This is a genomic window from Mesorhizobium sp. M2A.F.Ca.ET.043.05.1.1 (assembly GCF_003952445.1).
Lineage (GTDB): Bacteria > Pseudomonadota > Alphaproteobacteria > Rhizobiales > Rhizobiaceae > Mesorhizobium.
In genome coordinates this window covers 3615122-3628178 of sequence record NZ_CP034446.1, presented here as the reverse complement: position 1 = coordinate 3628178, position 13057 = coordinate 3615122, and the positions used below count along the sequence as shown (strand labels likewise).

General features: G+C 64.2%; 11 protein-coding genes. 6 read left to right on the top strand and 5 right to left on the bottom strand.

Going from position 1 to position 13057, the window contains the following annotated elements:
* The first annotated feature begins 144 nt into the window (after positions 1-144).
* Positions 145-1131, top strand: a complete 987-nt coding sequence (locus EJ069_RS17790) for an aldo/keto reductase (protein ID WP_126062415.1) — start codon at positions 145-147, stop codon at positions 1129-1131.
* 79 nt (positions 1132-1210) lie between these two features.
* Here EJ069_RS17790 and EJ069_RS17785 read toward each other — a convergent pair whose 3' ends face one another.
* Positions 1211-1906 carry an FCD domain-containing protein gene (locus EJ069_RS17785; protein ID WP_042638970.1) on the bottom strand — a complete coding sequence of 232 codons (696 nt, stop codon included), beginning with the start codon at positions 1904-1906 and terminating at the stop codon, positions 1211-1213.
* 349 nt (positions 1907-2255) lie between these two features.
* Here EJ069_RS17785 and EJ069_RS17780 point away from each other — a divergent pair, with 349 nt between their 5' ends.
* The 5 genes from EJ069_RS17780 (at position 2256) to ugpC (ending at position 6786) form a co-directional block, all read left to right on the top strand.
* Positions 2256-3536, top strand: a complete 1281-nt coding sequence (locus EJ069_RS17780; RefSeq protein ID WP_126062414.1) for a sugar ABC transporter substrate-binding protein — start codon at positions 2256-2258, stop codon at positions 3534-3536.
* A 246-nt stretch (positions 3537-3782) separates the two neighbouring features.
* On the top strand, positions 3783-3968 hold the full coding sequence (locus EJ069_RS32800) for a sugar ABC transporter permease (RefSeq protein ID WP_189475865.1): 186 nt from the start codon (positions 3783-3785) through the stop codon (positions 3966-3968).
* Positions 3965-4843, top strand: coding sequence for a carbohydrate ABC transporter permease (locus EJ069_RS32795; RefSeq protein ID WP_189475863.1), 879 nt, complete (start codon positions 3965-3967; stop codon positions 4841-4843). The genes EJ069_RS32800 and EJ069_RS32795 overlap by 4 nt, the downstream gene beginning before the upstream one ends.
* An 84-nt stretch (positions 4844-4927) precedes the next feature.
* Positions 4928-5683 (top strand): ribonuclease activity regulator RraA, encoded by a 756-nt coding sequence (locus tag EJ069_RS17770; RefSeq protein WP_126062412.1) that lies wholly within the window; start codon positions 4928-4930, stop codon positions 5681-5683.
* 26 nt (positions 5684-5709) lie between these two features.
* Positions 5710-6786 (top strand): sn-glycerol-3-phosphate ABC transporter ATP-binding protein UgpC, encoded by a 1077-nt coding sequence (gene ugpC, locus EJ069_RS17765; protein ID WP_126062411.1) that lies wholly within the window; start codon positions 5710-5712, stop codon positions 6784-6786.
* A gap of 151 nt (positions 6787-6937) precedes the next feature.
* On the opposite strand, the gene adhP is transcribed toward ugpC, so the two are convergent.
* The 4 genes from adhP to EJ069_RS17745 are packed head-to-tail and all read right to left on the bottom strand — an operon-like array spanning position 6938 to position 12956.
* The gene (gene adhP / locus EJ069_RS17760; protein WP_126062410.1) at positions 6938-7972 is read right to left on the bottom strand and encodes an alcohol dehydrogenase AdhP; all 1035 of its coding nucleotides are present in this window, start codon (positions 7970-7972) and stop codon (positions 6938-6940) included.
* Between the two features lie 27 nt (positions 7973-7999).
* The gene (locus EJ069_RS17755; protein ID WP_126062409.1) at positions 8000-9112 is read right to left on the bottom strand and encodes an ABC transporter permease; all 1113 of its coding nucleotides are present in this window, start codon (positions 9110-9112) and stop codon (positions 8000-8002) included.
* On the bottom strand, positions 9112-11892 hold the full coding sequence (gene rbbA / locus EJ069_RS17750; RefSeq protein ID WP_245456156.1) for a ribosome-associated ATPase/putative transporter RbbA: 2781 nt from the start codon (positions 11890-11892) through the stop codon (positions 9112-9114). Before rbbA ends, EJ069_RS17755 begins: the two co-directional genes overlap by 1 nt.
* Positions 11889-12956 carry an HlyD family efflux transporter periplasmic adaptor subunit gene (locus tag EJ069_RS17745; protein ID WP_126062407.1) on the bottom strand — a complete coding sequence of 356 codons (1068 nt, stop codon included), beginning with the start codon at positions 12954-12956 and terminating at the stop codon, positions 11889-11891. Before EJ069_RS17745 ends, rbbA begins: the two co-directional genes overlap by 4 nt.
* Positions 12957-13057: the final 101 nt, after the last annotated feature.

Sequence of the window (13057 nt, the reverse complement as noted above, 5' to 3'; positions counted from 1 at the left end):
TCGTTGTTTTGTTTGGGAAATTCAGAGGTGTCGGCCAAGAATCCCGAAACTCAAACTTCACACTTGTTAGACGAGTATATAAGCATATAAATTGGATGACTGCAGAGCTATGGCTCATGCGTGTCGTCAATCGGGAGGAACAGGATGCAACAGCGACAGCTCGGATCGTCGCCGGTGAAGGTATCGGAAATCGGCCTCGGGACTTGGGGGATGTCCGGCGCGTTTTGGGGCGCGGCTGACGACGAAGAGTCGATCCGGGTGATCAGACGCGCGCTTGATCTCGGCATCACGCTGATCGACACGGCCGAAGCCTACGGACACGGCCATGCCGAGGAGGTCGTCGGACAGGCGCTGGCCGGCCGCCGCGACAAGGCCGTGATCGCGACCAAGGTCGCGCCCAATCATCTCGAACCCGCCGCGATCGAGGCGGCGCTCGACGGTTCGCTGAAGCGCATGCGGACGGAATATGTCGACGTCTATTTCGTCCACTGGCCGAATTCGGATTTTCCGATCGGGCCGACCATGGAGATGATGGAGCGGCTGCGCGCGTCAGGGCGGATCAAGGCGGTCGGCGTCTCGAATTTCAGCATCGCCGACATGGACAGCGCCCGCCAGCACGGCGTGATCGACGTGCTGCAGCCGCCCTACAACATGCTGTGGCGCGAGGTTGAAGCCGAGACGCTGCCCTATTGCCGCAAGCACAATATCGGCGTCATGCCATACAGCGGTCTCGCCCAAGGACTGCTCACCGGCACGCTGTCAACGGACACCAAGTTCGTCGAGGGCGACGAGCGGCGCACGACGGTGCTGTTCCAGCCGGGCACCTATGAGCGGGCCGTGAACGCCGTCGACATGCTCAAGCCGATCGCGGCGCGCTACGGCAAGACGGTTCCGCAGCTTGCGATACAGTGGCTCACCAGCCGGCCAGGCGTCAGCTCGCCACTGGTCGGCGCCCGCACCGTCAAGGAACTAGAGGAAAATGTCGAGAGCGCCGGCTGGACGATTTCCGACGCGGACATCGCCGCCATCGACAGGATCACCGCGCCCGTCTGGGCGGAAATCAAGGACAAGGGCGACATGTTCGGTTTCCGCGCACGCCAGCGCCAGGAACAACAAGCAAAGAGAGCTTAGTTCACTTCCGCGGGATTGCTCACGTGTCCTCCCGGCACGCTGCGGCGCGGCCAGCGCAAATGCTGGCTGCGCCGCTTCTTCAGCGCGGCAGGCCGACCGCGGTGGTCTTCTTGAGGTGCCGGCGCATCGCTTCCTCGGCCCGCTTTTCGTCGCGCGCCACGAGCGCCTCGTAGATCGCCCGGTGCATTTCGGTTGCGGAGGGCAGCGCATGAGGCATCTGGTTGCTGATGCGCCTGCTCGCCATCTGCCACCACCGGGACGAATACATGAAACGGTCGAGGATCCTGTTCTGCGCCGCCCGGCAAATCTCCATGTGGAAATCGAGGTCGAGCTTCAGATAGGCGTCGGGATTGTCTTCGCTGGCCGACATCGCCGCCAGCAAAGTGCCAAGGCGTTCGAGATTCTCCTTGGTCATGTGCTTGGCCGCGATGGCGGCGATGGCCGGTTCGATGATGATCCGGGTCGCATGCGCTTCGGCCAGGATCTCGCGCATCTGCTCATGCGGCAGCCAGTCGATGAGCAGTGGGCTGAGATAGTCCCACTCCTCGGCTGGACGCAGCACCACGCGCCGCCCTTGAGCGATCTCGATCATATCGAGCGACGCCAGGATCTTCAGCGCCTCCCGCGCGACCGCGCGCGAGACTCCGAATTCCTGCAGGATCTGCTGTTCCGACGGCCCCTGGGCGCCGGCGACACCGCTGCCGGCGATGCGCCGCGCCAGCACGCCAGCCACCTGCTTGGGCAAAGTTTGAAGCTTGACCTCGACGGTATCCATCACTAACATCCACTTGTCTGATAAGCTTATAGGCTGATAGCTAGATATGCAGTCAACTTATCTCATAAAAACGCTCACTAGCCTATAACACGGCCTGCGGGAAGGGAGCATCGAGCGGCGTCTAGCCGCCGTGCCCCGTTGCCGCCGTCCGAGATCACGATCGATACGCCTGCGCAACCCAGCGAGGCGTGTTGGAGCGCAAGTGCCGATAGCCCGGAGGCTCGCAAGCGTCGTTCGGGAACCAATCCACGCAGTTTAGCGGCGGGAGGAGCACGCTGCTGGCTGCCGAGGCTGAAAGTCGTCGGCCGTCCCTGGATGGACCGGCCAGTCAAACCAGGAGGAGATTGTGATGTCCGGAACCTTATCGAGACGTAAATTCCTTGCCGCGAGCGCGGCATTGACAGCCGGCTCGCTTGCCGCGCCATGGGTTGCCAGGGCAGACGCCAAAGAGATCAACGCATTGCTGATCACCGGCGGCCCGCTCTATCCCAAATACTGGGAGAAGATCGTTCAGGATTTCACCGCCAAGACCGGCATCAAGGTTCGCTACGACCTCCTGGAATTCACGCCCTTGACGGCGAAGGTGGTCACGTTGAGCGCGGCGCGGTCGAGCCAGTACGACGTCTACAGCACCCATACGGCGCAGATCGATTCTTACTTCAACCATTTCGCGCCGCTGAACAGCTATTTTAGCGACGCCGAGCTGGCGGACTTCTATCCGGTCGCGGTCAAATACCTGCGCGATCCCAAGACCGGAAATCTGGCGGCGATTCCGCGCAACATGGATGCGCGCGTTCAGTATTACCGCAGCGACATCTACCAGGAGAAAGGCCTCAAGCCGGCCGAAACCTGGGAAGAACTCGTCGATGTCGGGCTGAAACTCACCGGCAACGGTCATTATGGGCTTGTCGTGCCGGGGCAGGGCGATCCGGCGCAACGCACCTTCAGTGATCTTCTCTGGCAGGCAGGCGGCGACTGGGTCGACCAGGCCAACAAGCCGGCCTTCAATTCCGAAGCCGGCATCAAGGCGCTCACCTTCTATCGCGATCTGATCCAGAAGCACAAAATCGTGCCGCCCGACGCCGTCGGCTATCAGTGGAACGAGAACTCGACCGAATTCTCATCCGGCACGGTCTATGCCACTTTCGATTGGCCGGGTGCCTTCGCCACCTTGTCCAATCCGGAGACCTCGCGCGTCGTCGGCAAATGGTCGACGGCGCCCTATGTGCGGGACAAGGCGGCGATCTCATGCGCCATCTCGCATGCCATGGCGCTGAATGGCCAGTCCGGACGAAAGGAACCCGCCGTCGAGTTCATCAAATACACGGTCAGCACCGACGCCCAGCGGCTGCAGTTCGACCAGTTCACCAACTTCCCGAGCAGCCAGAGCCTGGCCAAGGAAGTGATCGCCGCGGCCAAGGGCCCGCAGGCGACATGGCTGCAGCAGCTCGAGACGACGATCGCCAACGGCAAGGAATGGCCCAAGCTTGCCGGCTTCTCGAAGGTCTGCACCTTGATGTTCTCGGCCATCGAGCAAGCCCTGTCCGACCAGGCTTCGCCCGCCGACTCGCTCAACCAGGCGGCGACCGAGGCGGAGGACATCATGCGCCGGGCCGGGGCCTACGATTGAGCATGGCGCCCGTTGCGCAGACGCGGGTGTCAAACAGGAGCACCATCAACGGCGTGTTCTGCCAGACATCGGCGACGATCACCGAGACGAGCGCCCAGGCCGGATGGGTGAGCCACGGAATGTCAGGCAGGTTGAAGATGAGCAGCAGCGCGTCGACCAGCCCGTACTGGGTGTTGAACAGCCAGCGGAAGTTCAGGCCGACGACGCATCATCGACACGTTCCGCACCTTCGACGTCGTCTGGCTGATGACGCAAGGAGGACCGGGCGGCGCCACCAACCTGCTCACGGTCTATTCCTACCTGCTGGCGTTTCAGGCGGTGGATTTCGGACACGCCGCGGCGGTCTCCTACATCGCGCTGGGCATGTCGCTGTTCGTGCTCGGCCTGCTCTACGGGGTGCCGTGGCTCATCGCGAAACGGAGGGCGATATGACCGAAGCCGTCATCGTCGGCGCACGTTCCATGCCAAAGCGCCGCCGCCGCCGGTTCACGGCGGCGATCGCCGGTCAGTATTTGGCGCTGGTGCTGACCGTCGCGCTCACCGTCTTTCCGCTGGTATGGCTGTTCCTGACCTCGATCCGCAGCTCGGCCGACATTTTCTCGGTTCCGGTGCACATCATCCCCGAAACCGCGACGCTGACGCAGTATGTCGCGGTCTTCGCCCAGTACGACACGATAGGCTATGTCTGGAACACCGTCATCGTCTCGGTGGCGACGGTCGTCCTCGTCCATCTGCTGGCCATCCCCTGCGCCTATGCGCTGTCGCGCTTCAGGATGCCGGGCGCCATGCTGATCTTCGGGCTGCTTTTGATCATGCGCATGATCCCGGTCATCGCGCTTGCGATTCCGCTCTTCGCCGTGTTCGCCGCCATGGGCCTGCTCGACACCGTCTGGGCGCTGATCCTCAGCCATACTGCGGCCAAGCTGCCGGTCGCCATCTGGCTGCTTCTGGGCTTCATCCAGGATGTGCCGAAGGAGATCGAGGAGGCCGCCCAGTCGGATGGCGCTGGCACCGTGCGCACGCTGGTCCAGATCGTAGCGCCTCTGATTGCGCCCGGCATCGGCGCTAGCGCTGTGATCACCTTCCTCTTCACCTGGAACGACCTGCTGCTCGCGCTAACGCTGACCTCGAGCAAGGCGGCGCAGACACTGCCCGTTGGGCCCACCAATTTCGTCTCGCAATACGGCATCGACTGGGGCGCCATGTCTGCCGCCGGCGTGCTCATGGTCATCCCGACTTTGGTGTTCGTTTGGTTCGCCCAGGGGCTGCTGGTCAAAGGCCTGACGACCGGTGCGGTTCGCGGCTGAAGGGCGAACGGCTTCGACGACGGTTGAACGCAACTGACTGACGATTGGTGAGGTTCGCACCTCACTGCGCATTGGAGGAACGGAATGGAAGCTGACCAGATACCGGCGATACAGGACATTTCCCGGCCGCCACGAGAACTGGTCGACGCGCTGGCGGCGATCGGTTCGGCGACGCTGGCCAGCGAGCTCTACCACAAGATGGGCATTCGCGACCCGCAGATCCGCGGGCCGCGTCCCTTGCGTTCCGGCAGCACGGCGGCAGGGCCGGCCCTCACGCTCCAGTGCATGCCGAAGCGCGAGGATCTGTACAACGAGACGGAGTATGAGGAGCCTGAGCGGCAACTGCACCGCCACGTGCTTTATCCCACCCAGCCCGGCGACATGGTGGTGGTCGATGCCCGCGGCGATCTGGGCAGCGGCATTTTCGGCGAGATGATGCTGACCTATTTCGCCGGGCGGGGCGGCGCCGGCGTCGTTGTCGACGGCTGCATTCGCGATTCCGCCCAGGCGGCGGCGCTCGATATCGGCATCTGGGTGAGGGGCGTCACCCCGAATTTCCACGCCCAGACCAACATCGTCCCCTTCGCCGTCAACGTTCCGATCGCCTGCTCGAACGTGCTGGTCATCCCGGGCGATATCATCGTCGCCGACGACGATGGCGTGGTCGTCGTGCCGGTCGCCCTTGCCCCCAGACTGGTCGAGCTCGCCGGCGCGCATATCGAGTGGGAGGAGTTTTCGCGCTCGCGGCTCGCGCAAGGAGGAGACCTGCGCAAATACTACCCGTTGAGCCCCGAGGGCGAGGCCGAATACCGCGCATGGCGGCAGGCCCAAGGAAAATGAGCCGCGCCGGTACGGGAGAAGAATAGGTGTCCGCAATCGAGATAGAACAGCTCGGCAAGAGCTTCGGCGCCGTGGAAGTTCTGCGCGACGTCAACATCGAGATCGCCAGCGGCGAGTTCGTGGTCCTGGTCGGTCCGTCGGGCTGCGGCAAGTCAACGCTCCTGCGAATCATCGCGGGGCTCGAAGAGCATACGACTGGTGAGATCCGCATCGGCGGGCGCGTCGTCGACGAGATGCCTGCCAAGTCGCGCGACATAGCCATGGTCTTCCAGAGCTACGCGCTCTATCCGCATATGAGCGTGGCCGACAATATGAGCTTCGCGCTTCGGCTGGCCAAGGTTCCCAGGGAGGAGATCGTCTCCAGGGTGAAGGCGGCTGCCGAAATCCTCGGTCTGCAGGACCTGCTTGGCCGCATGCCGCGTCAGCTGTCCGGCGGCCAGCGCCAGCGTGTCGCCATGGGTCGCGCGATCGTGCGCGCGCCCTCGGCCTTCCTGTTCGACGAGCCGCTCAGCAATCTCGACGCCAAGCTGCGCGTGAAGATGCGTGCCGAGATCAAGAAGCTGCACCAGCGGCTCGGCCGCACCAGCATCTACGTCACGCATGACCAGACCGAGGCGATGACGCTCGCCGACCGCATCGTGGTCCTGAACAAGGGCCGCATCGAACAGATCGGCACCCCTTCCGAACTCTACGAGAGACCGGCCAATCTGTTCGTCGCGGGCTTTATCGGCTCCCCGGAAATGAATCTCATCGAAGGTCGCGTCGACAACGGCGCGTTCGAAGCCGGTTCAGGCCTCCGCCTGCCATTGCCAAAAGGTCTGGAGTTCCACGGTGCACAAGAGGTGATTTACGGGATACGTCCCCAGCACATCGTCGTCGGGGGCGATCACGCGAGGGCAAGCGTCCAGGTGGTGGAGCCGACAGGAGAGGCTCAGGAACTGACGTTGAGGACAAGCGGGGTCGAGCTCGTGGCCGAAGTTCGGGATCAGCCGCCGTTCAAGCCCGATCAAGAGGTTGGGTTGGAGGTGATGGTTTCGAAGGTCCACCTTTTCGACGCGCGAAGTGGCATGAGGATAAATCAGGACGAACTCGTCAGAGGGTAGGGGGAACTGCTCGCCCGTGGAGCTCGCGTTTAAGCGCCCGAGGCCGCGAATGGGTGCACTCGGCCGGATCGCGCGCGACCAATGGCGGCCGAACCAGCTCAGCCGACTGGGCCGGCTGAGCTCGCGTTCCGAGGGTTACAGCCGCGGCGCCTCAGGCCTGCTTTTCATAATCAATGACGATGCGGCCCTGGATGTCACCCTTGTGCATGCGGGAGAAGATGTCGTTGATGTTCTCGAGCCGTTCGGTCTCGATTGTCGCCTTGACCTTGCCGTCCCCCGCAAAGTCCAGCGCTTCCTGCAGGTCGAGCCGTGTCCCGACGATCGAACCGCGGACGGTCACGCCGTTGAGCACGGTATCGAAGATCGACAGCGCGAAATCGCCTGGCGGCAGACCATTGAGCGATACCGTTCCTCCGCGGCCGACCATTCCGAGCGCCTGCTCGAAGGCTTTCGGCGACACGGCGGTGACAAGAACCCCCTGGGCGCCGCCGACCTCCTTCTTGACGAAGGCGGCGGGATCGGCCTGGCGGGCGTTGACGGCCAGCGCGGCGCCGAGGCGTTTGGCGAGGTCGAGCTTCGCATCGTCGATGTCGACCGCAATGACGTTCAGCCCCATCGCCTTCGCGTATTGAACCGCCAGGTGGCCGAGCCCGCCGATACCCGAGATCACCACCCAGTCACCAGGCTTGGTGTCCGTGACCTTGAGGCCCTTGTAGACGGTGACGCCCGCGCACAGGATCGGCGCGATCTCCGTGAACGATATGTTGCCCGGCAGATGGCCGACATAATCGGGATCGGCAAGGACGTATTCGGCAAAGCTGCCGTTCACCGAATAACCGGTGTTCTGCTGCTCCTCGCAAAGCGTCTCCCATCCGCCGAGGCAATGTCTGCAGTGGCCGCAGGCGGTATAGAGCCAGGGCACGCCGACGCGATCGCCTTCCTTGACGTGCTTGACGCCCGATCCAACCGCCACGACGTGCCCGACACCCTCATGGCCGGGAATGAAGGGCGGCCTGGGCTTCACCGGCCAATCGCCTTCGGCGGCGTGCAGATCGGTGTGGCACACGCCGGTGGCCGCGATCTTGACGAGGATCTGGCCGGCTCCGGGCGTCGGCACCTGAACCTCTTCGATCACGAGCGGCTTGCCGAACTGGCGAACGACGGCTGCTTTCATAGTCTTGGGCATGGAATACTCCTGGATTGTGAGTGGGTCCTATTTCAGGAACTGTCGGAAGCGCCGCAGCGAGAACGCAAACAGGAACGTGCTGATGACAAGCAGCGCCGCGAGCTGCGGCCACACGACATCGAGGCCCGCGCCGCGGAACAGCACCGCCTGTGCCAGCATGACGAAATGCGTGTTGGGCGCGGTGAACATGATGGCCTGGATGGGGAGGGGCATGCTCTCGCGCGGCGTGACGCCGCCGGACAGCACCTGCAGGGGCAGGAGCACCATCATCAGCAGCAGGCCGAATTGCGGCATGGACCCGGCGACCGTGGCGAGGAAGATCCCGAGGCAGGTCATGGCGACGATGTCGAGGGCCGCGCCTATCATGAACAGTGCGATCGATCCGTTGATCGGGACCGCCAGCAGCCCCTGGATGACGACGACGAGTGCAAGGCCGGACGCGACGAGCACGACAATGCCCATCGACCAGATCTTGCTCGTCATGATCTCGAACGGGGTGACCGGCATCACCAGAAGATGCTCGATCGTCCCGTGCTCGCGCTCGCGGATCAGCGCTGCGCCGGTGAGCACGATAGACAGCATCGTGATCGAGGAGATGGCATTGGTGATGGCGCCGAACCAGCCCTTGTTGAGTTCGGGGTTGAAGCGCGCCCGCAGGTCGAGGTCGACGGGCAGGGAGGCCTTGGACCGATAGTGGTCGAGGAATTCGTTCACTTCTCCCGAAACGATCGACTGGATATAGCCTCCGCCGGTAAAGGCCTGCGACATCCGGGTGGCGTCGATGTTGAGCTGAACCGTTGGCGAGCGGCCGGCCAGAAGGTCACGCTGGAAGTTCGGTGGAATATCCAGCGCGAAAGTATCCATGCCTGAATCCATGCGGCTGTCCATCTCCGGCTGGGAGATGAGCAAAGGCGCGGTGAAGTAGGGCGGATAAAATGCCGTGACGATGCGCGACGAGACCGGCGACTGATCCTCATCGACGATGGCGATCGGAGCGTGATTGAGCGTCTCGGGCATCGCCTTCGAAGCGGTGTAGATGGCGGCGGTGAAGGCATAGACGATCAGCACGAGCATCATCGGGTCCCGCAGGAGACCGCGCAGTTCCTTTATGCCGAGGTTGTATATGTTGGCGATGCGCATCAGCGGGCCTGTTTTTTCAAGAACGCCGCTCCAAGGCCGAGCAGCACCGGAATGGCAACGAGCATCGGCACGAACGCGCCGGACAGGTCGGCAAAGCTGAGCGCCTTGGAAAAGACGCCGCGCGAGATCGTCACGAAATAGGTGGTCGGATAGATCCGGCCGACGAATGCGCCCACGCCCTGGAGCGACGACACCGGGTCGATCATGCCCGAATATTGGGTGGCGGGGATCATGGTGATCAGCGCGGTTCCGAAGATCGCCGCGATCTGGCTGCTCATGAAGGTCGACAGGAAAAGCCCCATGGCCGTCGTGGCCGTGACATAGACAAGGGCGGCGGCGGCGAAAGCCGGAAGGCTGCCGGTCAGCGGCACCCCGAAAAGGAAGACGGCCAAGCCCGTCAGCAGCACGAAGTTGAGCATCGCGAGGGCGACATACGGAATCTGCTTGCCGATCAGGAACTCCAGCCGGGTGACGGGCGTGACGTAGAAATTGATGATGGAGCCGAGCTCCTTCTCCCGTACCACGCTGAGCACGGCCAGCATCGCCGGGATCAGCAGCAGAAGCATCGGGATAACCGCCGGAACGATGGCATCGAGACTGCGGACGTCGGGATTGTAACGGTAGCGGATATCGAGCTGGAAGGCGCTGGCGGTGGCGGCGTCGCCATAAAGCTCACGCGCCTTCTGCGTCAGCCAGCCGGCATGCATTCCCGAAACATAGCCTTGCACGGTTTCGGCCCGTGTCGGCATGGCGCCGTCGATCCAGGCGCCGATCGTGACGTCGCGGCCGCGCGCGAGGTCGCGCCCGAAGCCGGGCGGGATTTCGATCGCGAGGCTGAGTTCCCCGTCCTCCATGCGCCGGTCGAGATCGGCATGGTCGATGATCGGCGCCTTCTCGGTGAAATAGCGCGAGCCGGCGATCTGCAGCACATAGTCCCGGCTGATCGTCGTGTCGTCGTGATCGAGGACGGCGAAGGAGAGGTTTTCGACGTCCATGTTGATGCCGTAGCCGACGACGAACATCAGGATGAGGCTGCCGACGGTCGCCAGCGTGGCCCGGATCGGATCGCGCAAGAGTTCAAGCGCCTCGCGCCGCGTGTAGGCGAACATGCGGCGCAAATCGAAGGAACGGCCTGTGCCGCTCCTCTCGCGGCGACTGGCCGGCGCTTCCGGGACCGGCATTGTTCCGGCCGTCGCGCTCGGCGTTTCGGCCTGCGTGCCTGTCGCGTCCTCGAGATATCCGACGAAGGCTTCCTCCAGCGTTGCCGCCGACCGGCTTTTGACGATTGCGGCAGGCGTGTCGCTGACGAGGACCCTGCCGGTATGCATGAGCGAGATGCGATCGCAGCGTTCCGCCTCGTTCATGAAATGCGTGGACACGAAGATCGTCACGTTCCGCTTGCGCGAGAGGTCGGCAAGAATCCGCCAGAAGCCGTCGCGGGCAACCGGGTCGACGCCGGAGGTCGGCTCGTCGAGGATCAGTATCTCCGGAGAATGAATCATCGCCACGGCCAGCGACAGCCGCTGGCGGATGCCGAGCGGGAGCGCTTCGGGCAGCGTGTCGACATTGTCGGCGAGGCCGAATTGCTGCGCGACCTCCTCGACCCGGGGCGGGATCGCCGCACCGGCCATGCCGAAGAGGCGGGCATGGAGCTCGAGATTCTGCCGGACCGTCAGCTCGGAGTAGAGCGAGAACCCTTGCGACATGTAGCCGACGCGCCGACGCACCTCGATGTCGCGGGGGTCGATCTCGCGCCCGAACAGCCGTGCCTTGCCCTCGGACGGCTCGAGCAGTCCGGTCAGCATCTTCATCGTGGTCGTCTTGCCGCAGCCGTTCGATCCGAGGAAGCCGAAGATCTCGCCACGGCCAATGCGGAAGCTCACGTCGTCGACGGCGGTGAAATCGCCGAAGCGCACGGTGAGGTGTTCGGCCTCGATGGCAGGTTCGCTGTCGGCGCCGGCGGGCCGCGGAGGGATCACCACGGCCTCGTGGCTGTCCCGCTTCTCCGGCGGGAGAAGGGCTATGAAGGCGGCGTCCAGGTCGGGCGCGCCGGTTCTTTCGAGCAGGTCGGCCGGGGTTCCGGAGGCGAGCACGTGGCCCGCGTCCATGGCCACCAGCCAGTCGAAGCGCGCGGCCTCTTCCATATAGGCCGTGGCGATGATGACGCTCATGCCCTCGCGACCCTTGCGGATCTCGCCGATCAGTTCCCAGAACTGGCGGCGCGACAACGGATCGACGCCGGTGGTCGGCTCGTCCAGGATCAGGAGGTCCGGATCGTGGATGAGGGCGCAGCACAGGCCGAGCTTCTGCTTCATGCCGCCCGAAAGCTTGCCGGCCTGCCGCTCGGCGAAAGGCGCGAGCCCCGTTCGCTTCAGAAGCTCGCCGATGCGGCGCTCGCGCTCGCGCCGATCATGCCCGAACAGGCGGCCGAAGAAATCGATGTTGTCGAAGACCGACAGCGTCGGATAGAGGTTCTTGCCCAGGCCTTGCGGCATATAGGCGATCCTGGGGTAGGCGCTCTGCCGGTGGCCGAGATCGGCCATGTCTCCGCCCAGCACCTCGACATGCCCCTGCTGGATCGTCCGTGCTCCGGCAATCAGGGAAAGCAGGCTGGATTTGCCGACGCCGTCCGGCCCGATCAGGCCGACCATGCGGCCGGCCGGGAAATCGAGCGTTATGGCATCGAGAGCCCTGACCTTTCCGTAAGCGTGGCCGACATTCTCCAGCCGTGCCACGTAGCTTGACGGAAGGCTCGCGCCGGCGTCCGGCCGCGCATTCATTGCACGAGCTTTCCCTTGAGGCTCGCGGGCCATCCGGCCTGCGGATCGAGCCGCACATAGGCCACGCCGGGCAGGCCGGTCTTCACCTGCTGGATGTATTTGCGGAGCAGCTCCGGTGCGATGTGCGCCTTGATCCGGAACATGAGTTTCAGGCGCTCCTCCTCCGTTTCTACCGTCTTGGGCGTGAACTGCGCGACGTCCGCGACGAAGGTCACCTTGGCGGGGATGATGTATTGCGGCGCCGCGTCGAGCACGAGGCGCACATCCGAGCCGATCGCGACGCGCCCGGCCTGCGCGGTCGACAGGAAGAAGGTCATGTAGACATCGCCGAGGTCGACGAGGTTCAGAACGCGCCCGCCGCCCGCCAGCACCTCGCCAGGCTCCGCCACGCGGAACTGGATGCGCCCGTCGCGCGGCGACGCCAGCGTGGCGTCGCCGATATCGGCGTCGATGCTTTCGATCGCGGCCTGCGCCGCATCGACCGCGGCCTTGGCATCGACCACCTGCGCCCGCGCGGCGTTGATCGCCGCCTCGCTGGCGGCGAGCTGGGCCTGCGCCGCGGCGACGGCGGCTTTCGCGCTCTGCTCGGCCGCGCGGTCGTTGTCCAGGACCTGCTGGGAGACGGTGTTGTTGACCGCAAGCTGCTGCGAGCGCGCCAGGGTCCGATCGGCGGCGTCGAGCTCGGCTTCGCGCTGCGCGACGACAGCGCCGGCCGCCGTCTTTTCAGCCTCGCGTTGCGTCACCAGGCTGCCCGCGGTTTCGACCCCGATGGTGGCGCGCTGAAGCTGTGCCTCGGCCTGACGGCGCTGCGCCTCGAGCTGCGCTATATCCATGCGGGCAAGCACCTGGCCGGCCTTTACGAAATCGCCTTCGCCGACAAGGATTTCCTTGATCCGCCCCGCCGCCTTCGTCGAGACGTCGATCTCGACCGCCTCGATGCGGCCGTTGCCGCTGGCGATGCCTTCCGGCAGTTGCCCGTCCTTGGAACGCTGCCACGCATAATAGCCGGCTGCTCCGATGGCGATCAGGGCGCCGAGGATCAGCCACCGCGGGGAAACCTTCATAGCCGGCCTCCTGCATTGCGCGACCCGTCCGGTTCGGCTGGCGTCACGGACGACCCTTCGGCATAAACCGATGCCGGAGACAGCGGCCCCGAAGCGGAGAA